The organism is Achromobacter agilis (assembly GCF_900496965.1).
In the GTDB taxonomy this organism is placed as follows: Bacteria; Pseudomonadota; Gammaproteobacteria; order Burkholderiales; family Burkholderiaceae_B; genus Achromobacter; species Achromobacter agilis.
Genome location: NZ_UFQB01000042.1, coordinates 1 through 21,714 on the forward strand (window position 1 = coordinate 1; position 21,714 = coordinate 21,714).

Annotated in this window: 21 protein-coding genes; 14 read left to right on the top strand and 7 right to left on the bottom strand. The window is 67.0% G+C overall.

Features of this window, described 5'->3' with window-relative positions; all coding sequences use genetic code 11:
* Nucleotides 1-221 precede the first annotated feature (221 nt).
* A complete protein-coding gene (locus AGI3411_RS29115; protein ID WP_129530775.1) occupies nt 222-1,136 on the bottom strand; it encodes a LysR family transcriptional regulator in 915 nt (304 codons plus the stop codon).
* 170 nt (nt 1,137-1,306) lie between these two features.
* On the opposite strand from AGI3411_RS29115, the gene AGI3411_RS29120 reads away from it, so the two are divergent.
* The 3 genes from AGI3411_RS29120 (at nt 1,307) to AGI3411_RS29130 (ending at nt 4,057) form a co-directional block, all read left to right on the top strand.
* On the top strand, nt 1,307-2,005 hold the full coding sequence (locus AGI3411_RS29120; protein ID WP_129530776.1) for a pirin family protein: 699 nt from the start codon (nt 1,307-1,309) through the stop codon (nt 2,003-2,005).
* Between the two features lie 76 nt (nt 2,006-2,081).
* Nucleotides 2,082-2,987 carry a pirin family protein gene (locus AGI3411_RS29125; protein WP_129530777.1) on the top strand — a complete coding sequence of 302 codons (906 nt, stop codon included), beginning with the start codon at nt 2,082-2,084 and terminating at the stop codon, nt 2,985-2,987.
* Nucleotides 2,988-3,079: 92 nt separating this feature from the next.
* Nucleotides 3,080-4,057, top strand: coding sequence for a Bug family tripartite tricarboxylate transporter substrate binding protein (locus AGI3411_RS29130; RefSeq protein WP_129530778.1), 978 nt, complete (start codon nt 3,080-3,082; stop codon nt 4,055-4,057).
* A 73-nt stretch (nt 4,058-4,130) separates the two neighbouring features.
* Here AGI3411_RS29130 and AGI3411_RS29135 read toward each other — a convergent pair whose 3' ends face one another.
* The 3 genes from AGI3411_RS29135 to AGI3411_RS29145 form a co-directional block, all read right to left on the bottom strand.
* The gene (locus AGI3411_RS29135) at nt 4,131-4,907 is read right to left on the bottom strand and encodes an ABC transporter ATP-binding protein (RefSeq protein ID WP_129530779.1); all 777 of its coding nucleotides are present in this window, start codon (nt 4,905-4,907) and stop codon (nt 4,131-4,133) included.
* A 5-nt stretch (nt 4,908-4,912) separates the two neighbouring features.
* The gene (locus AGI3411_RS29140) at nt 4,913-6,583 is read right to left on the bottom strand and encodes an ABC transporter permease (RefSeq protein ID WP_129530780.1); all 1,671 of its coding nucleotides are present in this window, start codon (nt 6,581-6,583) and stop codon (nt 4,913-4,915) included.
* Nucleotides 6,584-6,728: 145 nt separating this feature from the next.
* Nucleotides 6,729-7,772 carry a Fe(3+) ABC transporter substrate-binding protein gene (locus AGI3411_RS29145; RefSeq protein ID WP_129530781.1) on the bottom strand — a complete coding sequence of 348 codons (1,044 nt, stop codon included), beginning with the start codon at nt 7,770-7,772 and terminating at the stop codon, nt 6,729-6,731.
* Between the two features lie 355 nt (nt 7,773-8,127).
* On the opposite strand from AGI3411_RS29145, the gene AGI3411_RS29150 reads away from it, so the two are divergent.
* The 6 genes from AGI3411_RS29150 (at nt 8,128) to AGI3411_RS29175 (ending at nt 13,057) form a co-directional block, all read left to right on the top strand.
* Nucleotides 8,128-8,904 (top strand): ferredoxin--NADP reductase, encoded by a 777-nt coding sequence (locus AGI3411_RS29150; protein ID WP_129530782.1) that lies wholly within the window; start codon nt 8,128-8,130, stop codon nt 8,902-8,904.
* 190 nt (nt 8,905-9,094) lie between these two features.
* Nucleotides 9,095-9,622 carry a 2,4'-dihydroxyacetophenone dioxygenase family protein gene (locus tag AGI3411_RS29155; protein ID WP_129530783.1) on the top strand — a complete coding sequence of 176 codons (528 nt, stop codon included), beginning with the start codon at nt 9,095-9,097 and terminating at the stop codon, nt 9,620-9,622.
* A gap of 76 nt (nt 9,623-9,698) precedes the next feature.
* Entirely contained in the window at nt 9,699-10,673 is a 975-nt protein-coding gene (locus tag AGI3411_RS29160) for a tripartite tricarboxylate transporter substrate binding protein (RefSeq protein WP_129530784.1), read from the top strand.
* 29 nt (nt 10,674-10,702) lie between these two features.
* Nucleotides 10,703-11,494 (top strand): SDR family oxidoreductase, encoded by a 792-nt coding sequence (locus tag AGI3411_RS29165; protein ID WP_129530785.1) that lies wholly within the window; start codon nt 10,703-10,705, stop codon nt 11,492-11,494.
* Between the two features lie 10 nt (nt 11,495-11,504).
* The gene (locus AGI3411_RS29170; RefSeq protein WP_129530786.1) at nt 11,505-12,224 is read left to right on the top strand and encodes an SDR family NAD(P)-dependent oxidoreductase; all 720 of its coding nucleotides are present in this window, start codon (nt 11,505-11,507) and stop codon (nt 12,222-12,224) included.
* Nucleotides 12,225-12,226: 2 nt separating this feature from the next.
* Nucleotides 12,227-13,057, top strand: a complete 831-nt coding sequence (locus tag AGI3411_RS29175; protein WP_129530787.1) for an IclR family transcriptional regulator — start codon at nt 12,227-12,229, stop codon at nt 13,055-13,057.
* A 35-nt stretch (nt 13,058-13,092) separates the two neighbouring features.
* On the opposite strand, the gene AGI3411_RS29180 is transcribed toward AGI3411_RS29175, so the two are convergent.
* From AGI3411_RS29180 to AGI3411_RS29190, 3 genes are read right to left on the bottom strand one after another with little or no spacing between them, the layout of a single operon-like run.
* Entirely contained in the window at nt 13,093-14,055 is a 963-nt protein-coding gene (locus AGI3411_RS29180) for a Bug family tripartite tricarboxylate transporter substrate binding protein (protein ID WP_129530788.1), read from the bottom strand.
* 40 nt (nt 14,056-14,095) lie between these two features.
* A complete protein-coding gene (locus AGI3411_RS29185; RefSeq protein ID WP_129530789.1) occupies nt 14,096-14,479 on the bottom strand; it encodes an AtuA-related protein in 384 nt (127 codons plus the stop codon).
* Complete coding sequence (locus AGI3411_RS29190; protein ID WP_129530790.1) at nt 14,476-15,834, bottom strand: acyclic terpene utilization AtuA family protein; 1,359 nt, start codon at nt 15,832-15,834, stop codon at nt 14,476-14,478. Before AGI3411_RS29190 ends, AGI3411_RS29185 begins: the two co-directional genes overlap by 4 nt.
* Nucleotides 15,835-15,937: 103 nt before the next feature.
* On the opposite strand from AGI3411_RS29190, the gene AGI3411_RS29195 reads away from it, so the two are divergent.
* The 5 genes from AGI3411_RS29195 (at nt 15,938) to AGI3411_RS29215 (ending at nt 21,584) form a co-directional block, all read left to right on the top strand.
* Nucleotides 15,938-16,891 carry a LysR family transcriptional regulator gene (locus AGI3411_RS29195; RefSeq protein ID WP_129530791.1) on the top strand — a complete coding sequence of 318 codons (954 nt, stop codon included), beginning with the start codon at nt 15,938-15,940 and terminating at the stop codon, nt 16,889-16,891.
* Between the two features lie 46 nt (nt 16,892-16,937).
* Nucleotides 16,938-17,324: a Rid family detoxifying hydrolase gene (locus AGI3411_RS29200; protein ID WP_043548736.1), complete on the top strand. Its 387-nt coding sequence runs from the start codon at nt 16,938-16,940 to the stop codon at nt 17,322-17,324.
* A gap of 40 nt (nt 17,325-17,364) precedes the next feature.
* The gene (recG, locus tag AGI3411_RS29205; protein ID WP_129530792.1) at nt 17,365-19,455 is read left to right on the top strand and encodes an ATP-dependent DNA helicase RecG; all 2,091 of its coding nucleotides are present in this window, start codon (nt 17,365-17,367) and stop codon (nt 19,453-19,455) included.
* Between the two features lie 80 nt (nt 19,456-19,535).
* A complete protein-coding gene (locus AGI3411_RS29210; RefSeq protein WP_129530793.1) occupies nt 19,536-20,486 on the top strand; it encodes a LysR substrate-binding domain-containing protein in 951 nt (316 codons plus the stop codon).
* Nucleotides 20,487-21,083: 597 nt separating this feature from the next.
* Nucleotides 21,084-21,584 (top strand): Dps family protein, encoded by a 501-nt coding sequence (locus AGI3411_RS29215; protein WP_129530794.1) that lies wholly within the window; start codon nt 21,084-21,086, stop codon nt 21,582-21,584.
* The last annotated feature ends 130 nt before the right edge of the window (nt 21,585-21,714 follow it).

The window sequence follows — 21,714 nt, forward strand, 5'->3', positions numbered from 1 at the left end:
CCCGGGAAACACCCGGGCAGGCCGACAGCCATCGCGTATGGGTGTCAGACACTGGGCCGTTGCGACTACCACGCGCAAGCTGCGCGTCGAAGACGAGTGATGCGGCGGGGCAGGGTGTCTGACACCAACATCTACTGCGTGTCAGACACCCGGGAAACACCCGGGCAGGCCGACGGCCATCGTGTATGGGTGTCAGACACAGACACTGGTTCCTGTCGCGACTACCCTAGCCCCAGCAGGCTCTCGCACAACCGCGGCGACTTCAGTTTCTGCAGCCACCACTTCAGCGCCTCGCCCGGCGGCTCGGCCCGCCAGGCGTAGGCCACGTGTTCCGTCAGGGACATGCCTTCGTCCGTCTCGCACACCACCAGCAGCCCCTGCGCCAGATAGGGCGCGGCGAGGGTCAGCGGCAGGTAGCCACAGCCCAGGCCGCGGATCTGGGCGTCGATCTTGGCCTGCATGGTGGGCATGACCAGCGTGGGCTGCTCCGCCAGGATGCCGCGGGTCTGCGGCGCAAGATTGCGGGACGTGTCCGCCACGACCACCGCGCAGTAGCGGGTGATGTCGGCGCGGCTGAGCGGCTGCGGCAGGGCCGCGAGGGGATGATGGGCCGCTACGCAGAACCCGAACTGCGACTGCCCGATTGCTTGCGAGCGGTAGGGGCCGGTGGGCTCGCCCGCCGCGCCGGCGCCAATCACCAGGTCCGCGCGCCCCGACGTCAGGGCGTCCCAGTTGCCGCTCAGCACTTCGCTGGAAAAGCGCAGCGTGGTCGCGCTGCCGAGCGCCTGGAATTCCTCGATCAGGTCATAGAGCGGGCGCCAGGGCAGCACGGCGCTGACGGCAATGCGCAGTTCCACCTCCCAGCCCGTGGCGATGCGCTTGACGCGGCAGGCCAGGTCGTCCAGCGATTGCAGCACATAGCGCCCGTCCCGCAGCAGCGTCTCGCCGGCCGGCGTCAGCAGCGCGCGGTGCCCCGAGCGGTCGAACAGCAGCACGTCCAGGCCGTCTTCGAGCTTGCGGATGGAATAGGTGACGGCGGAAGGGACCTTGCCCAGCTCGCGCGCGGCCTTGGCGAAGCTGCCGTGGCGCGCGATGGCATCCATCAGGATGAGGAGTTCGGGGGTGATCGGCTGCATCGGAATCCAGGTATTCAAATAATTTGAATGGTTTCGTCAAAATATAGCGCCAAACGGTGAACCCGGCACGCGCACAATATCACTCATGCCGGTGGTGCGGCGGCTTCTCCCGGATCGGGACCCCACGCAAGGCCGCACGACCATTCACATTATTGAAACAGGAGTCCGCAATGCTTACGATTCGCCGCGCTGCCGAACGAGGCCACGCCAACCATGGCTGGCTCGATTCGTTTCACACCTTTTCCTTCGCCAACTACTACGACCCGGCTCACATGGGCTTCGGCGCGCTGCGCGTGATCAACGACGACCGCATCGCCGCCGGCCGCGGCTTCGGGACGCACGGACACCGCGACATGGAGATCATCACGTACGTGCTGAACGGCGCGATCGCGCACAAGGACAGCATGGGCAGCGGCTCGACCATCATGCCCGGCAACGTGCAGCGGATGAGCGCCGGCCGTGGCGTGATGCACTCCGAGTTCAACCCGCGTCCGGACACCGAAACGCACATGCTGCAGATCTGGATCGAGCCTGATGTCACCGGCATTGCGCCCGAGTACGAAGAGCGCAGCTTCAGCGATGCGCAGAAGCGTGGCCGCCTGCAAGCCCTGGTGTCGGCCGATGGCATCGATGGTTCGATGAAGATCCACCAGGATGCGCGCCTGTACGCCGGCCTGTTCGACGGGGCGGAATCCGCGTCCCTGGATCTGGCCGCCGGCCGCCGCGCCTGGGTGCATGTGGCGCGGGGCAGCATCGCCGTCAATGGCACCGAACTGTCGGCGGGCGACGCCGCGGCCATCACGGACGAAACCCGTGTCGAGCTGTCGGGCGGCAAGGACGCCGAAGTGCTGGTGTTCGACCTGGCGTAACGCATCTGCCGGGCGGAATTCTCCGCCCGGCAGGCCTTAAGATGGTTCTTGGTTCCTTCATCCGGAGCGTTTCCCTATGTCCACCCTATCCGAAGCAGGCGAAAGCCAGATTGAAACCGTCGTGGTCCCGCGCACGAGCGACCTGGGCGGCTTTTCCGTCCGGCGAGCCATTCCGTCGGCGCAGCGCCGCACTGTGGGGCCGTTCGTCTTTCTCGACCACATGGGTCCCGTCGAATTCGCCCCGGGTTCGGGCATCGACGTGCGGCCGCACCCGCACATCGGCCTGTCCACCGTAACCTATCTGTACGAAGGCTCGATGGTGCACCGCGACGGCGCGGGACATACGCAGACCATCCTGCCCGGCGAGGTCAACTGGATGACCGCGGGCCGCGGCATTGTGCATTCCGAGCGCTCCTCGCCGGAAAGCCGGCAGGCCGCGCAGCGGCTCTGTGGCCTGCAGATTTGGGTCGGCCTGCCCAAGGCGCTCGAAGAAACCGATCCGGGCTTCACGCATTACGGGCTGGATGCCCAGCCCGTCATCGAAGGCGAGGGCGTGCGCGCCCAGGTCGTCGCCGGTTCGCTTTTCGGCAAGACGTCCGGCGTGAAGACGCTGTCGCCGCTGTTCTACGGCGACATGCAATTGCAGGCGGGCGCCACCACGGTCCTGCCGGCCGAGCATGAAGAGCGCGCCGCCTATCTGGCGCAAGGCACTGTCGAAATCGACGGGCAGGAATTCGAAAGCGGCCGCCTGGTCGTCTTCGCGCCGGGCCGCCCCGTGCAGATCCGCGCCAAGACCGCCGCGCGCTTCGCGGTGCTGGGTGGCGAACCGCTGGACGGACCGCGCTTCATCTGGTGGAACTTCGTCTCCAGCAACAAGGACCGCATCGAACAGGCCAAGCAGGACTGGCAGCGCAACCGCTTCGACCAGGTCGTGCCCGGCGACGAGACCGAGTACATCCCGCTGCCCGAGCCGCGCGCCTAGCGTTCCGGCCCGCGGCCACACCCGCCGCGCCGGCCTGGCGCGGCGGTATGATGCGCGTCCCGACCCCAACAACAATCCGGGATGGAGACACTATGCATCGCTATACCGTCAACACGCTGCGCGGCCTGGCCGCGCTGGCGCTGATCCAGGGCGCTACCTCGGCGCTGGCCGCGGGCTATCCGGCCAAACCCATCACCTTCATCGTTCCCTACACCGCCGGCGGCACCACCGACCTGGTGGCGCGCACGGCCGGCCAGAAAGTGGCAGAAAAACTGGGCCAGCCGGTCGTCGTCGAGAACCGTCCGGGCGCAGGCGGCAACATCGGCATGGATGCCGTGGCGAAGGCCGCGCCCGACGGCTACACCATCGGCTTCGGCGCGATTTCCACGAACGCCCTGAATCCGTTCGTCTACCCGTCCATGCCTTTCGATCCCACCAAGGATTTCACGGGCGTCAGCATGCTGGGCGCGTCCACCGTGGTGCTGGAAACGGGGCCGGCCCTGAAGGTGGGCAGCGTCAAGGACCTGGTCGCGTACGCCAAGCAGCATCCGGGCACATCCTTCGGCACGCCGGGCACCGGCACGTCCATGCATCTGGCGGGCGTGATGTTCGACCAGCTGACCGGCGCCGGCATGCAGCACATTCCGTACAAGGGCAGCGCCCAGGCGCTGAACGATCTGCTGGGCGGGCATTTGCCGGTGATGTTCGACAATCTGCCGGCGTCGCTGCCGCACATCAAGGCGGGCAAGGTGCACGCGCTGGCCGTCACGGGCAGCAAGCGCGCGCCGGCGCTGCCGGACGTGCCCACACTCGCCGAACTGGGCTACGAGGCCGCGGTGGTGGATCCGTGGTTCGCGGTATATGGCCCGGCGGGCATGTCGCCCGAGGCGACCAAGGCCCTGAGCGACGCCTTCCAGTGGGCCCTGGCCCTGCCGGAAGTGAAAGACAAGCTGGAGCAGGCGGGCTTCATGCCCTATGGCTCCACGCCCCAGGAAGTGGAGCGCCTGACCCGCAGCCAGCATGACGCCTTCAAGGCCCTGTCGCAAAAGGTGAAGCTGTCGGCGGATTGATGGGGGGTGTCAGACACTGTTGGGTGGCGTGGGTTGTGGCGTCTCAAGTGTCAGACACCCACCAAACACAACCTTACCTACCCCGGGCAAACGCCTGCTCGCGCCGCTCTTCCAGCGCCTCGCGCCGGATGAAGTCGCGCACGAACGCGTTGGCGGGATGGTGGTGCAGGTTGTAGGGCGTATCCCATTGCGCGATGCTGCCCTTGGACATGATCCCGATGCGGTCGGCGATGGCGAAAGCCTCGGCCTGGTTGTGCGTGACCAGGATAGCGGTGTGGCCGGTCGTCTTCAGGATGTCGCGCACTTCGAAGGCCAGCCGTTCGCGCGTGTCCACGTCCAGATTGGAGAACGGCTCGTCCAGCAGCAGCAGGTCGGGCGAGGGCGCCAGCGCGCGCGCCAGCGCGACGCGCTGCTGCTGGCCGCCGGAGATTTCGTGCGGATAGCTGTTGGCGGCGTGCGCCAGGCCCACCAGCTCTAGCATTTCCTCGACGCGGCGGGCGCGTTCGGCGCGCGCCAGCTTGCGCAGCCCGAAGGCCACGTTCAGCGCGACCGTCAGGTGCGGGAACAGGGCGTAATCCTGGAACATCATGCCGACCCGGCGCAGTTCCGGGGCCACCTGTACGGTGGGCGACGAAATGACCGTGCCGTCCAGCAGGATGCGGCCGGCGCGCACCGGCTCGAAACCGGCGATGGCGCGCAGCACGGTGGTCTTGCCGCAGCCGGATTCTCCCAGCAGGCAGCCGATATGCCCGACGGGCAAGCCCAGGGTCAGGTCCTGCACGATGGGCTTGGGGCCGGCGGGGGTGTCGTAGGCCAGGGAAAGGTGATCGAGTTCTAACAGATCGGGCACGATGATCAATGTCCCATTTTCAGATTGGTCCGGGCCAGCAAGATGACGGGAAACAGGCCGGCCAGCAAGATGGCCAGCGCCGCCACGGCGCCTTCCTCATAGGTGCCGCGGGCGGCCTCCGCATAGAGCCAGGTTGCCAGGGTGTCGAAATTCATGGGGCGCAGCAGCAGCGTGGCGGGCAATTCCTTCATAGCGTCCACGAAGACCAGCAGCGCGCTGGCCGCCAGCGCGGGGCGCAGCAGCGGCAGGTGCACGCGGCGCAGGGTGCCCGCGGAGCTTTCGCCCAGCAGGCGCGACGCCTGCTCGAGCGACGGCGGAATGCGCGCCAGACCGGCTTCCAGCGCGCCGGTGGAGATCGCCAGGAAGCGGATGGCGTAGGCGCAGACCAGCGCGCCCATCGAGCCCATCAGGAACAGCCCGCTGCCGCCGAATACCGTGGCGACCGCCGAGTCGATCCAGACGAAGGGCGTCAGCAGGCCGATGGCCAGCACGGTGCCGGGCACCGCGTAGCCCAGGCTGGCGATGCGGGCGCAGGCGCGCCCGGGATTGAAGCCGGCGCTTTCGCGCAGGGTGCGTCCCGCCCAGGCTACGACGAGCCCGCACAGCAGGGTGACCACCGTGGCGCTGAACGCCACGATCAGCGTGTTGCTCAAGCCCCGGATCAACTGGTCGGAGACGCCGCCCACCAGGTGCAGGCGCTTGTAGGTTTCGACGACGAGATACAGCGCGGGGGCGACGAAGCCCGCCAGCACCGGAATCCAGCCCAGCGCCACCGCGGCGGCCGCGGCCGGGCCGCGCAGGCGGCGCGGCTGCATGGGGCGCATGCGCTGGGTATTGGCGTAGCGCTGGCGCTTGCGTCCGTGCCGTTCGAGCAGGATCAGCCCGATTACGATTGCCAGCATCGTGAGCGCGATCTGGGCGGCGCCGGCGAGGTCGGAGCGCGTGACCCAGGTGGTGTAGACGGAAACGGTCAGCGTCTGCACGCCCAGGAATTCGGATGCGCCGATGTCGTTCAGGGTTTCCAGCAGCGCCAGGCTGACGCCGACCACGATGGCGGGGCGGGCCAGCGGCAAGGCGACGCGGTAGAACACCGCGAGGCGGCCGGCGCCCAGCGTGCGGGCTGCCTCGAGCAGGCTGGCGGCCTGCGTCATGAACATGACGCGAGTGCTGAGGTAGACGTAGGGATACAGCACGAAGCCCAGCACGAAGATGGCGCCGTAGATCGAGCGCAGGTCGGGCAGGCGGAACTGGCGCGGGCTGTCGTAGCCCAGCAGCGCGCGGATCGCGGTCTGTATCGGGCCAATGGGATGCAGCAGGTCCAGGTAGGCGAAAGCGATGATGTAGGTGGGCACCGCCAGCGGCAGCAGCAGGGCCCAGGTCAGGACGCGGCGGGTAGGGAAGTCGTAGGCCGTCACCAGCCATGCGGCGCCCGTGCCCAGCAGCGTGACCAGCACGCCGACGCCAGCCAGCAGCATGGCGGTATTGGCCAGCGCCTGGGGCAGCACGTAACTGGCGAGATGCTGCCAGTGGGCAAGCTCGCCGCCCAGCGCCCACCAGCCCAGCGTCAGGACGGGCGCCAATACGGCCAGCGCGATCAGGGCGGCGCCGGCCAGCCAGCCGGCCCCGCGTTCAGTCCAGCGCAGACGCAGCGGCCGGGGCAAAGAATCTGTGTGCATGCTTCAAGTCGATTGCATCAATGGCAAGGCCTGCTCCCCGGAAAAGAAGGGAGCAGGCCCTACGCGCGGAACGAGATACCGCCCGCGCGTCTATCTCTGCCACATGGCGGGGCCACGCCCGTAGGCATGGCGGCCCATGGGCCTATCAGTTGTCGAAACCGACCTTGTCCACCAGTTCGCTGGCCTGCTTGCGGTACTTGGCGATTTCGGTCAGGGGCAGCGGGTCGACCTTCAGCTCGCCGAAGCTGGCGATGACGGGGTCCAGCTTCACGCCCTTGCGGACCGGGTATTCATAGTTGGCTTGCGCGTACAGGGCCTGGGCGGGTTCGGACACCAGGAAGTCGAGCAGCTTGACCGCGTTGGCCTTGTTGGGCGCGTGGGCCGCGACGGCCGCGCCGCTGACGTTCACGTGCGTGCCGCCGCTCTTGGCGTTGGCGAAGGTCGGGCGGATGACCTTGATGGCGTCGCCCCACTTGCGGGCGTCGGTGCCGGGTTCCGCGTTCTTCATGTGGCCGACGTAATAGGCGTTGGCCAGGCCGATGTCGCAGATGCCGCCGAGAATGTCGCGCGCCACGTCGCGGTCGCCGCCGGCGGCCTTGCGGCCCAGGTTGGCCTTGACGCTGCGCAGCCATTTTTCGGTGGCTTCGGCGCCGTCATGCGCGATCATGGAGGCGATCAGCGCGGTGTTGTAGGGGTGCTGGCCCGAACGGATGCAAACCTTGCCCTTCCACTTGGGATCGGCGAGGTCTTCGTAGCGGAAGCTTTCCAGCTTCAGGTCTTTTTCGACATACAGCACGCGGTCGCGCAGCGACAGGGCATACCACTTGCCATCGGCGCCGCGCAGGTTGGCGGGGATGACCGACTCCAGGGTTTCCGACTTGACGGCCTGGGTTACGCCGCCGTCCACCAGATCCAGCAGGTTGCCGATGTCCACGGTCATCAGCACGTCGGCGGGCGACTTGGCGCCTTCGGCCTTGACGCGTTCCAGCAGGCCGTCCTTGACGAACACGGTATTGACCTTGATCCCGCTTTCCTTGGTGAAGGCGTCGAGCAGGGGCTGGATCAGCTTGGGCTCGCGGGTGGTGTACAGGCTGACTTCCTCGGCGGCGTTGGCCGACACGGTGAAGGCGGCGGCGCCGGCCAGCGCCAGGGCGCGCAGCAGCGAATTCAATTGGGGACGCTTGGTCATGACGAAGGGCTCCGGCTAGGGCTGCGGCGGGTAAGCACGGCTTGGCACGTGTTCCAGCCGCTTGAAAAGCGGTCTGCTAACGAAAATGATTATCAAATTGGCATGCGACGATAACAGGAAGCCATGCGCCGTTCAACTACCAGTAAGTCTAAGGTCCAGGCCCTTGATCCCCATCAATACGGCATAAGGGTATTACGGAATAATGAGAGAAGTTATCATCAAGACCCTGTAGAATAGGGTCAACCCTAATGCCGGCCGCGTCCTTTGTGCGGCACGGAATGACCCCGCGATGCGAAGCCGGTCCCGCCTGGAAACCAGACCCGTCCGGCTCTGTTTCGCTCTTACTTCATACGACATGGCTGCTTTCAACACTGAGCGCGTATTGAGCGTGCACCACTGGAACGACACCCTGTTTTCCTTTACCACCACGCGTGACGCGGCCTTGCGGTTCCACAATGGCCACTTCGTCATGATCGGCCTGGAAGTTGAAGGCAAGCCGCTGCTGCGGGCCTATAGCATCGCCAGCGCGAACTACGAAGAGAACCTCGAGTTCCTCAGCATCAAGGTGCAGAACGGTCCGCTCACGTCGCGCCTGCAGCACTTGAAAGAGGGCGACACTATCCTGGTCAGCCGCAAGCCGGTGGGCACGCTGGTCGTCGACGACCTGAAGCCGGGCAAGCACCTGTTTCTGTTCGGCACCGGCACCGGCCTCGCGCCGTTCATGAGCATCATCAAGGATCCGGACATCTACGAACGCTTCGAAAAGGTCATCCTGGTGCACGGCGTGCGTTGGGTCAGCGAGCTGGCCTACGCCGACTTCATCGAGAAGGAACTGCCGAACAACGAATTCTTCGGCGACGTGGTCCGCGAGAAGCTCGTGTATTACCCCACGGTTACCCGCGAACCCTTCCGCAACCAGGGCCGCATCACGGAACTGATGGAAAACGGCAAGCTGTGCGCCGACATCGGCATTCCCCAGATCAATCCCGAAACCGACCGCGCCATGATCTGCGGCAGCCCGCATATGCTGGCTGACATCAGCGCCATGCTGGACAAGCGCGGCTTCACCGTGTCGCCGGGCGTCGGCCAGCCGGGCGATTACGTCGTGGAACGGGCGTTCGTGGATAAATAAGCCGCCACCGCAGGTCCGCACCCGAAAACCCACCGCATCGCGGTGGGTTTTTTGTTTTGTGCGCGCGGCGGCGCGGGTTTTGTTGTGACGCAGCTAAGGGTTAGCCCCTGCTGTCGCCGGCCAGAGGGCGATCCCTATAATCAGTCCATAACATAAACATAATGTCCATAATATGGAAGGAGACGCCAGTATGCCCGTTGACCGGCCCGATGCCGAACCCCTGACCCCGTACCAATATCCGAACCCGCCCGAGGCCCTGCCCGAAATCGTGATTCCGCAAGCGGTGCCCACCGACGAAAGGGTATGGGTGCCGCAAGCCGAGAACGTATGGTTCCGGCCGCTCTGTCTGAACGCCAGCCAGGGCTACTGGACCAATCTGCTGCGGGTGCGCAAATCGGGCGTGCTCAGCCGGCACCGCCATCCGCAAGCCGTGCACGGCTTCGTGCTAAAGGGCCGCTGGCGCTACCTGGAACACGACTGGGAAGCGACCGAAGGCAGCTATGTGTTCGAGCCGCCCGGCGAGACGCACACCCTGTACGTGCCGCCAGACGTCGAAGAAATGATCACGTACTTCCAGGTCAACGGCGTCATGTACTACACGGACCCGTGGGGCAAGGGCATGGGCTACGAAGACGTCTTCACCAAGATCGACATGTGCCGCAAGCACTACACCGAGGCCGGCCTGGGCGAAGACTACGTGCGGCAATTCATTCGTTGACCGAACGGGGCCGGGACGGGCCCTGACTGCAGTTCCCGCTATCCATCCCGCAGCACAAAAACATACCGGAGACACAATGAAACGTCGCGCGTTCAATCGCTGCATTCTTTCTGCGCTCGTTGGCGGCGCAGCCGCGCTGGCCGCCATTCCGGCGGCCCAGGCGCAGAACTTCCCCGGCCGGGCCATTGAACTGGTCGTGCCTTTCGCCGCGGGCGGAGGCACCGACGCGATGGCGCGCGCCATGAGCGACGCCTCGCGCACGCACCTGGCGCAGCCGATCGTGGTGCTCAACAAGCCGGGCGCCGCCGGCGGCATCGGCCTGACGGAAGTGGCCAACAGCAGCCCCGACGGCTACAAGCTGGCGCTGGTGACGGCGGACATGGTGATCATTCCGCATCTGGGCCTGACCAAGACGACCTACGAGAAGTTCACGCCCATCATCCAGCTCAATGCCGACCCCTCGGCGATCACCGTGGGCGCCGACTCGCCCTACAACACCATCGAGGAGTTCCTGGCCGCGGCGCGCGCCAAGCCGGAAAGCATGCAGGTGGGCAATGCGGGCATCGGATCGATCTGGCACCTGGCGGCGGCCGCGCTGGAGGACAAGACGGGAGCCAAGTTCAACCACATTCCGTTCAACGGCGGCAATCCGGCGGTGCTGGCCTTGCTGGGAGGCCACATCGACGCGGTGGCGGTCAGCCCGGCCGAGGTCATGCAGTACGTCAAGGCCGGCAAGCTCAAGCCCCTGGCTGTCATGGCCGATGAACGCGTGCCCGGTTTCGAGAACGTGCCTACGCTGAAGGAACGCAATATCAACCTGTCGATCGGCACCTGGCGCGGCATCGCCGCGCCTAAGGGCACGCCGCAGCCGGTGCTGGACACGCTGGGCGCCGCCTTCCGCAAGGCGGCCGCCGAAGGCAGCCTGAAACGATTCATGGCGGAGCAGAACCTGGGCTATGTCGTGGCCGACCAGCAGACCTTCACGGCGCTGATGCAGCGTGATAATGCGACTTTCAAGGGTTTGATCGACAAGTTCGGCATGCGTCCGTAGATCGCCCGCCACACGACAAGGAGCAGAAGATGGATCTGGGCATCAATGGAAAGACCGCCCTGGTGGGAGGCGCCAGCAAGGGCCTGGGCTACGGCTGCGCGCTGGCGCTCGTGCGCGAAGGCGTGAACGTGGTGATCGTCGCCCGCGGCGCCGACGCCCTGGAGGCCGCGCGCGAGCGGCTGCTGCGGGAGCGGTCGCGCAGCGGCAGTTTCGTGACGGCCGTGGCCGCGGACATCACCACGCCGCAGGGGCGCGATGCGGTCTTCGCGGCGCATCGCGACTACGACATCGTGGTTACCAACGCGGGCGGCCCGCCGCCGGGCGACTTCCGCGACTGGGACCGGCAAGCTTGGCTGAGCGCGGTCGAGGCGAACATGCTGACCCCCATCGAATTGATCAAGGTCACGGTGGACGGCATGGCCGAACGCGGCTTCGGGCGCATCGTCAACATCACGTCCAGCTCGGTGAAAGCGCCCATCGACATCCTGGGCCTGTCCAACGGCGCCCGCAGCGGCTTGACCGGCTTCGTGGCGGGCGTGGCGCGCAGCAGCATCGCGGCCCGCGGGGTCACCATCAATAACCTGCTGCCCGGCGCCTTCGCCACCGACCGCCTGACCTCCAGCCTGGCGGCCTCGGCGGCCAAGGCGGGGCAGGGCGTGGATGCCTTGCGCGCCGCGCGCGAGGCCGCCATTCCGGCCAAGCGCTTCGGCAACGCCGAAGAGTTCGGCGCCATCTGCGCCTTCCTGTGCAGTGTGCAGGCGGCGTACGTCACCGGCCAGAACGTGCTGGCCGACGGCGGCGCCTATCCCGGTACTTACTGAGCGAGCAGGCATGACGTTCAAAACGGATCTATTCGCAGGCAAGACGGCGCTGGTCACCGGCGCCACGCAGGGCATCGGCGCGGCCGTCGCCAATCGGCTCGCATCTCTTGGGGCGCGCACGATCGCGGCCGGGCTGTCGTCGCAGGCCGATGCGTTGAACCCCGGCATCGACGTGCGCCTGGGCGACGTCAGCCGGGCGGAGGACGTCGAGCGGCTGCTGGCGGGCCTGGATGAGCTGGACATCGTGGTCAACTGCGCCGGCGTGATCCGCCGCGGGGCGGAGCATGATCCGGCCATTTTCGAGCAGGTGGTGGCGGTCAACCTGACCGGCACCATGCGCGTGTGCAGCGCCGCCCGCGAGCGCCTGGCGCGGCGTGGCGGCTGCATCGTGAATACGGCCTCCATGCTGAGCTTCTTCGGCGGTTCGCTGGTGCCGGCCTACGCCGCCAGCAAGGGAGGCGTCGCGCAGCTGACCAAGTCGTTGGCGCTGGCCTATGCGGCGGACGGCATCCGCGTGAATGCCGTGGCGCCGGGCTGGATCGCCACGCCGCTGACCCAAGCGCTGCAGGACGATCCCGAGCGCTCGGGGCCTATCCTGCAGCGCACTCCGCTCGGGCGCTGGGGCCTGCCGGAGGACGTGGCGGACGGCGTCGCGTTCCTGTGCGCGCCCGCGGCCGCGTTCATGACGGGCGTGATCCTGCCGATCGACGGCGGCTACCTGGCGGTGTGACCATGAAAAATTCCCAGGCCGTTGCCAGGCCGCCCGCCGCGCAGGTGGCGGGGACCGCCGCCTTTTCGAAGTTCATGCACGTGCTGCAGGTGGTGGCCGATACGCCCGAATCCATGACCGTGGCCGAGCTGAGCAAGCGCAGCGGCTATCCGCGTCCTACCGTCTACCGCACGGTGGCTGCGCTGGTTGCAGAGCGGCTGCTGGCCGAGCATCCGGGCACCGGCAAACTGACGCTGGGCCCGCGCCTGATCCAGCTGGCCAGCCGCAGCTGGGGGCGCTCCGAGATGCGCCTTGCCGCCGTCGAAGACCTGAAGCGCCTGCGCGACGTCACTGGCGAAACCGTCCACCTGGCCGTGCCCAACGGGCCGCACATGGTCTATATCGAGAAGCTGGAAAGCCCCAGCGTGGTGCAGATGAATTCGCGCATCGGCACCAATGTCTCCATGCACTCGACGGCCGTCGGCAAGGCTTATCTGGCCATGCTGGACGAGGCCGGGCTGCAGGCCGCGCTGGACCTGCTGCCGCAACCCTTTGCCCGCCATACGCCTCATACGGTGAAAGACATAGCGGACCTGCGCCGGCAGCTCGAACGCGTGCGCAAACAGGGCTGGGCCGCGGACGAAGAAGAGAACGAGGCGGGGATCCATTGCTTCGGGGCGCCCATTTACGGGCAGAACGGCATGCCGGTGGCGGCCATCAGCGTCAGCACGCTGCGTTTCCGCCAGAAGCCCGATCCCGATGCGGCCTATGTGGCGCCGCTGCTGGAAGCCTGCCGCGCTATCACGCAGCGCATCGCCGGCAGCCCCATGCTGTCCGCCAGCGACGCGTTGTAACGCGGCCCCCGGGTTCCGGGGCCGCGGTTTACCGTTTATTCAGGCTGGATGCCTGCCTTTTTGATGATCTCGCCCCACTTCTTCGATTCGGCCCGCTGGAACTGCGCGAGCTCGTCGGGCGTGGACGTGGCGGGGTCGGTGCCCGTCTGCGAATAGAACTGCTTGGCGGGCGCCGTCTGCGTGGCTTTCACCAGCAGTTCGTTCAGGCGCTTGACCACTTCGGGCGGCGTGCCGGCTGGCGCATAGGCGGCGAACCAGTAACCCATCTCGTAGCCCGGCACGCCCGATTCGGCAATGGTGGGCACGTCCGGCGCCAGCGCGGACCGGGCCTGGCCGGTGACGCCCAGGGCGCGCAGCTTGTCCGACTTGACCTGGGGCAGGCCGGTGGCGGTGTCGGTGATCATCATGTCGATCTGGCCGCCCAGCAGGTCGGTGATCGCCAGCGGGTTGCTCTTGTATGGCACGTGCAGCAGCTGGATGTTCGCCATCTGCTGCAGCAGTTCCCCGGCGATGCGGCTGCTGGAGCTGCCGCTGCCGAAGCTCAGCTTGCCCGGCTGTTGCTTGGCCTGCGCCAGGAATTCGCCAACCGTCTTGGCGGACGACTTGGGGTTGACCACCATGATCTGGCCACCCTTGCCCAGCAGCGTCAGCGGCGCATAGTCCTTGACCGGATCGTAGGTCAGGCTCTTGTACAGGTGTTCATTGGCGGCGTGCGTGGTGTTGGTGGTGATCAGCACGGTGTAGCCGTCCGGGGCCGCGCGGGCGCCGGCGGCCGCGCCGATCATGGCGCTGGCGCCGGGCTTGTTCTCGATGACAACGGCCTGGCCGGTCTGTTCGGTGACCCCCTGGCCGATCGCGCGGCCGATCTGGTCGGTGGCGCTGCCTGCCGCGAAGGGCACGATGAACGTGATGGGTTTCGTGGGGAACTGCGCCAGGGCGGGCAGGGGTAGGGCGGCAGCCAGCAGCAGGGCCAGCCGGCCTTTGAAAGCGATGCGCATGTGTGTCTCCTGTGGGGTTTTCTTATAGGGAACGGTGGAATCAGGCGGCCGCGGGACGGTCGCCCGGTATGTCTGGCAGACGGCTGGCCAGCGCGGGGCTGACCTCCACCGTCATATCCAGCAATCTGAAAGATAGGCTCTTGCCGTGCGTGTCGAGGTTCAGGGCGTCGTTGACGCCGCCGTCCAGCACGCCGTCGAGCACGAAGTTCATGGCGTGCAGCATCGGCAACAGGTAGCGCGTGACGCGCCGGGGGTGGCGGTAGGCAAACCAGGCCGCGACGCGTTCCTCGGTCACCTGCGCGGCCAGCACGTCATAGCATTCCGGGTCCCAGGCGATGAGGCTGAGATTCGAAATGTCGCCTTTGTCTCCCGAGCGGCTGTGGCCGAGTCGGTAGAGGGGAACGGAAATCGATTGGGAGCTCATTGCGCGGCTTCCTCCAGGAAGGTCCAGCCGCTGGGCACGGCGTCGCGGGGCAGGGTGCAGGACAGCATGTTCAGCCGCGGGCGCAGCGCGGTGCGCACGCCGCCGCCGCCGGCCGGGCCGCAGGTATAGAGCGCGTTCACTTCGCGCAGCACGCTCTCCGCCAGTTTGCGGTCGGGATGTTCCGTGGCGATGCGCAGCCGCACATCGCGGGCAAGGCCGGCGGGCAAGGCGTCGCGCATCTCGCCCGCGTCGTCGGCCAGGATGCTGATGGCGCCGATCAGGTCGGCCCGCAGGCGCAGCGCCGGGTCCACGCGCTTGCGGACGATGTCGGCGGCCAGCCGGGCGCGCGCCTCGGCCTGAACCCCCGCGTAGGAGATTTCCGCCTCGGCCAGCCAGCCGCCGCGGTAGCAGACATTGACCTTGAGTTCTTCGGGGCGCGCATGGCCGGTGACGCCGCGCACCGCCACGCGATCCGCGCCCAGCTCGGCCACGCTGGCCTGGCTGAGGTCCGCGACGACATCCGGCGTCAGATAGCGCGCGGGATCGTGCACTTCATACAGCAGCTGTTCCTTGACGGTGCGGGCATCGACCATGCCGCCGGTGCCGTCCGCCTTGCCGATGACGAACTCGCCGTCGGCGTGGATCTCGGCTATCGGGAAGCCGGCGGCGTGCACGTCGGGCACGTCCTTCAGGCCCGGTACGCAGAAGTAGCCGCCCGTCACTTGCAGGCCGCATTCCAGCATGTGGCCGGCCATGGTGGCGCGTCCCAGGCGGGGCCAGTCGTCCAGGCGCCAACCGAAGTGGGCAAGCGCGGGGCCAAGGGTGAGCGAGGGATCCGCCACGCGGCCCGCCACCACGATCTGGGCGCCCGCGGCCAGCGCTTGCGCGATTTCGGCCGCGCCCAGGTAGGCGTTGGCGCTGACCACATCCAGTCCGTCCAGCGCGCCGGCCAGGCGCTGCCGCAGCAAATCGCGCTGCGCCGCGCTGGACAGCGCGTCGCCGTGCACCACCGCGATGCGGGGCGCGGGCAGCCCCTGCTGGCGCGCGAGTTCGGCGATGCGCCGGGCGGCGCCAACCGGGTTGGCGGCTCCAAAGTTGCCGACAATGCTGATGCCATGGCGCAGGCATTCGCCGAGCACCGGCCCGACCAGCTCATCCAGCAGCGGCTCATAGCCGCGTGCCGGGTCGTCGTTGCGGGCCAGTTGCGCCAGCGCCAGCGTGCGCTCGGCCAGCGTTTCGAAGATCAACGCGCCGCCGCCGCGCGCGGCCAGCGTGCGCACCACGGCCGCGGCGCCGTCGCTGCGGTCTCCGGAAAAACCGGAGGCGCAGCCGATGAGCAGGGGAGATTGAGGCATGGGGAGTCTGGGTCTGTGCTTGAAATCGGGGTCCGGAATCACTATAGGCACAGCCGGATGATCAGTAAAATAGAAAGATCGGATCAATTCATAGAGAAAAGCCATGAATCTGTCTGCCCGCCAGCTGCGCGCTTTCGTGGCCCTGGCCGACGAAAAGCACTTCACGCGAGCGGCCCAGCGCTGCCATCTGACGCAGCCGGCCTTCAGCGCCTTGATCCGGCAGCTGGAAGACAGCGCCGGCCTGCGCCTCTTTGATCGCAACACCCGCAACGTGGAGCTGACCGCGGAAGGCCGGGTCCTGGACGCCACGGCCCGCCGGCTGCTGGCCGACATGGAACTGGTCATGGAAGACCTGCGCGACCACGCGGCGCGCCGGCGCGGACGCGTGGCCCTGGCGGCCTTGCCGTCGCTGGCGGCGGGCTGGCTGCCGGGGCTGCTGGCCCGCTTTCGCGACGCGCATCCGGGGATCGTGGTCGACCTGCGCGACGCCTTGCTGGATCCCTGCCTGGACATGGTGCATGGCGGGCAAGTGGATTTCGCGGTGGCGTCCCGTCGCCCGGACATGAGCGAACTGGACAGCGAGTTCCTGCACGCCGACCGCTATTACCTCGTGTGTCGCGCGGACCACCCCCTGGCGGACGCCGGCGAGGTCCGGTTGCGCGATATCCTGCGCTATCCTGTGATTCAGCTAGCGCGCGGCAGCAGCGTGCGCAAGCATCTGGACGAAGCGTTCGGGGCGGATGCGCCCGCGCCGGTCTTCGAGGTGGAACATCTGGCCACGGCGACCGGGCTGGTGCGAGCGGGCCTGGGCATCTCGGTGGTGCCGGCCATGACGCTATTCCATTTCGGGGGCCCGGACCTGCGCATCGTGCCCCTGGCCGGCAAGGCCCTCACGCGGCCGCTTTACCTGGTGCAGCGCAAGGGGCGCACGCTCTCGGTCGCCGCGCAGGCCCTGTACGACCTGCTGCGCGAGCACCGTGGAGACATCGACGGACCGGGAATCCGGCATCCGTCCTACGGCATCCCGCCACTTTCGCAAATGTCTATTGCTGTTTAAACTTCGATAGTTGTAGCTTCTATCCGTCATCTGAAGGATTCCGCCCATGAGCAAGCAAATCATCCATACCGACACCGCGCCCGCCGCAGTCGGCCCTTACTCGCAAGCGGTTGCCGCAAGCGGCACCAAGACTGTCTACCTTTCGGGTCAGATCGGCCTGGAACCGGGCACCGGCGATCTGGTTTCCGAAAACTTCGACGCCCAGGTGCGCCAGGCGTTCGCCAACATGCAGGAAGTCATCACGGCTGCGGGCGGCACGTTGGATAACGTCGTCAAGCTCACGCTGTTCCTGACCGACCTGGGCAAGTTCACGGCCGCCAACGCCATCATGGCCGAGATCATTCCCCAGCCGTTCCCGGCGCGCTCCACTATCGGCGTGGCCAGCCTGCCCAAGGGCGCGCAGTTCGAGGTCGAGGCCATCCTGGTCCTGTAGGGCACGCCCGGGACGTTTCGAATCAGGGGTTCGTTCCTTCATGCCGGCCGCGGCCGCGGCTTCCAAGCGACCCGGCGCCGATAGCAAAGGCGCCGGCAAGGCCATGACGGATACGGAGCGCAAGCTCCGTAACCTGGGTTTGGTGCTGCCCGAGGATTTCGTGCTGCACCTGCCGCTGCGCTACGAAGACGAAACCCGCGTCGTCCCCATCAACTCCCTGAGGCCGGGCTTCGCCGCCCAGGTCGAAGGCGAGATCACCAAATCCGAGGTGCTGTACCGGCCTCGGCGCCAGCTTACCGCCACCCTGGCGGACGACAGCGGCGAACTCCAATTGCGCTGGCTGAATTTCTACCCCAGCCAGCAAAAGCAAGTCACCGTGGGCAAACGCCTGCGCGCGCGCGGCGAGGTCCGGGGCGGCCTCTTCGGCCGCGAGATGGTCCATCCCCGCATGACGAACGCGGACGCGCCGTTGCCCACCGCGCTGACTCCGGTCTATCCCAGCACCGAAGGGCTGCCGCAGCTGACCCTGCGCCGCGCCATCGCGCAGGCGCTGGACCGCGCCGACCTGTCCGACACCTTGCCCGACGAGGCGCGCGCCCGCTACGACCTGCCGCCATTCGAGCCTGCCATCCGGGCCTTGCACACCCCGGCCCAGGGCGAATCCGAAGCGGCCCTGCTGGACCGCGTGCATCCGGCCTGGCGGCGCATCAAGTTCGACGAGTTGCTGGCGCAGCAGCTGTCGCTGGCGGCCGCGAGGGCGGCGCGCCGGGTCAAGGAAGCCGAGCCGCTGCCGGCGCGCGCCGAACCCGGCGGGCTGGTCGCCCGACTGTATGAAATACTGCCGTTCAAACTGACCGGCGCGCAGGAGCGCGTCGTCCAGGAAGTCTCCGCGGATCTCGCCAAGCCGTATCCCATGCATCGCTTGCTGCAGGGCGACGTGGGCAGCGGCAAGACCGTGGTGGCGGCCATCGCCGCGGCGCAGGCCATCGCCGGCGGCGCCCAGGTCGCGCTGATGGCGCCTACCGAAATCCTCGCTGAACAGCACTTCCGCAAGCTGGTGTCCTGGCTGCAGCCGCTGGGCGTGAACGTGACCTGGCTGAGCGGCAGCCTCAGCGCCAAGGCGCGCCGAGAAGCCGCGGCGGCCGCCGCCGACGGCAGCGTGCAATTGGTCGTGGGCACGCAGGCGCTGATCCAGGATCACGTCGAATTCCACCGCTTGGGCCTGTCCATCGTCGACGAGCAGCACCGCTTCGGCGTGGGGCAGCGCCTGGCGCTCACGCGCAAGGGCGAGACCGTGCGCGGCCGCATCGTCCCGCACCAGCTCAACATGAGCGCCACGCCGATCCCCCGCACCCTGGCCATGACCTTCTTCGCCGACCTGGACGTTTCCGTCATCGACGAACTGCCGCCGGGGCGCACGCCGGTCGTGACCAAGCTCGTGTCGGATGCGCGGCGCGAAGAAGTCATCGCCCACATCGCCCAGGCCGCGCGCGGCGGGCAACAGGCCTATTGGGTCTGCCCGCTGGTCGAGGAAAGCGAGGCCCTGGAGCTGCAGACCGCCGTGGACACCTATGAGGGCATGCGGGTAGACCTGCCGGACCTGCGCATCGGTCTGGTGCACGGCCGCCTGCCTCAGGCCGAGAAAGCCGCCGTGATGCAGGCGTTCCGCGACGGCGAAGTGGACCTTTTGGTGGCCACCACCGTCATCGAAGTCGGCGTCGACGTGCCGAACGCCTCGCTCATGGTGATCGAACACGCCGAGCGTTTCGGGCTGGCCCAACTGCACCAGCTGCGCGGGCGGGTAGGGCGGGGCACCGCCGAATCGGTCTGTGTGCTGCTGTACCAGACGCCGCTGTCGCAAGTGGCCCGCGAACGCCTGCGGGCCATGTTCGAAACCTCCGACGGCTTCGAGATCGCCCGGCGCGACCTGGAGCAGCGCGGCCCGGGCGAATTCCTGGGCACGCGGCAATCCGGCATGGCGCTGCTGCGCTTCGCCGACCTGGAAACCGACGCCGCTATCGCGGAGGATGCGCGCGACGCCGCCGTGTGGCTGCGCGCAGAACACCCGGCGGCCGTCGAGGCCCACCTGGCGCGCTGGATGCGCGGGCGCGAAGACTTCCTGCGCACATGACCATGCCGCCAGCCATGAACCTTTATCTATCGAGCGCCGGCGATGTTGCCGGCGCGCAACCCGCGGGGGCGTAGTCCACCATGACTCTCACCGAACTCAAGTACATCGTCGCGGTAGCGCGAGAGCGGCACTTCGGCCGGGCTGCCGAGGCCTGTTTCGTCAGCCAGCCCACGCTCTCGGTCGCGATCCGCAAGCTGGAGGACGAATTGGGCGTGACCCTGTTCGAGCGCGGCGGCGCCGAGGTGGGCGTCACCCCCATCGGCCAGCGCATTGTCGCGCAGGCGCAGAAGGTGCTTGAAGAAAGCGCCAGCATCAAGGAAATCGCGCGCCAGGGCCACGATCCGCTGGCGGGGCCGCTGCGCGTCGGCGTCATCCATACCATCGGCCCGTACCTGCTGCCCAAGCTGGTCCCGGTGCAGATCGGACGCACGCCGCAGATGCCGCTGCTGCTGCAGGAGAACTTCACCGTCCGCCTGGTGGAACTGCTGCGCCAAGGCGAAATCGACTGCGCCATCATGGCCTTGCCGTTGCCCGAGGCTGGCCTGGTGATGCAGCCGTTGTACGACGAGCCCTTCATCGTCGCCGTGCCCAACGACCACGAACTGGCGCGCCGCAAAGCCATCGACGCGCAGGACCTGAAGCAGCAGACCATGCTGCTGCTGGGCAGCGGCCATTGCTTCCGCGACCAGGTGCTTGAGGTCTGTCCCGAACTGTCGCGCTTCTCGGCCGCCAGCGACGGCATCCAGCGCACGTTCGAGGGATCCTCGCTCGAAACCATCCGCCACATGGTCGCGGCCGGCATCGGCGTCACCGTCCTGCCCGTCACGGCCGTGCCCGAGCAGCCCCCCGCCAACAGCCTGCTGCGCTACCTGTCGTTCGAAGGGCACGTGCCCGAACGCCGCGTAGTCCTGGCCTGGCGCCGCAGCTTCCCGCGCCTGGCCGCCATCGAGGCGCTCGCGCAGGCGGTCTATGCGTGCGAACTGCCCGGCGTCAAAATGCTGACGGAAGAGGTCGCGGCGGTACAGGATTGATGCGGGAGTGTCCGGCACCCCAGTGTCTGACACTCAGTCCGTGTCAGACACCCGGGTGGCACTGCGGCACACCGAAAGCCATCCCGTAAGGATGTCAGACACTCAGCGCAGGCCAGTGTCTGACACCCTTACGAGACACCGCCACGACTTCAAAAGGTGCTCCCGGGTGTCTGACACAAGCATCAAGGATGCCACTGCCGCCGTGGGTGTCAGACACCCGGGCAGCACCGCGGCACACCGAAAGCCATCCCGTAAGGGTGTCAGACACTCAGCGCAGGCCAGTGTCTGACACCCTTACGAGACACCGCCACGACTTCAAATGGTGCTCCCGGGTGTCTGACACAAGCATCAAGGATGCCACTGCCGCAGTGGATGTCAGACACCCGGGCAGCACCGCGGTACACCGAAAGCCATCCCGTAAGGGTGTCAGACACTCGGTACGGGCAGGATGCCTGGCTCGTGACACCCGCCGTTCCACCAATCCTTGAGCCCGATCAACAACCCCCATCCCCGTTGGCGCGAACCTCCGGCAACCCCTCAATTCGCAGCACTTGGGGTGGTATCCTTGGTTTGCACTTTCATCCATAGGAGCTAGCAATGGCCAAGTCCCCCAAGAAGACCTCAAGCGTTCCGCGCATCAATATCGGTATCTCGGACAAGGACCGCGCCGCCGTCGCCGGTGAACTGTCCAAGCTGCTGGCCGACTCGTACACGCTGTACCTGATGACGCACAATTTCCACTGGAACGTCACGGGGCCCATGTTCAATACGCTGCACCTGATGTTCATGACGCAGTACACGGAAGAGTGGAACGCGCTGGACAGCATCGCTGAACGCATCCGCGCCCTGGGCCACTACGCGCCCGGCACCTATCGCGAATTCAGCAAGCTGTCGTCGATCTCCGAGCCGGATACTGTGCCGGAAGCCCTGGAAATGGTGCGCCTGCTGGTCACCGCGAACGAATCCGTCGCCAAGACCGCCCGCGCCGCCTTCGAAAAGGCCGACGCCGCCAACGACCAGCCCACGGCCGACCTGCTGACCCAACGCCTGGACGTACACGAAAAGAACGCCTGGATGCTTCGTAGCTTGTTGCAATAAACAGGTATTGCACTTCGCTTACAATGGCCGGCCGTCTTTCCAATCAGGGAAGGCGGCCGGATCTTTGTGAACACCGACAATGGCCGCCGAGAGGCGGCCATGTCTATGCCACGTGCCAAAGAAAACGCCC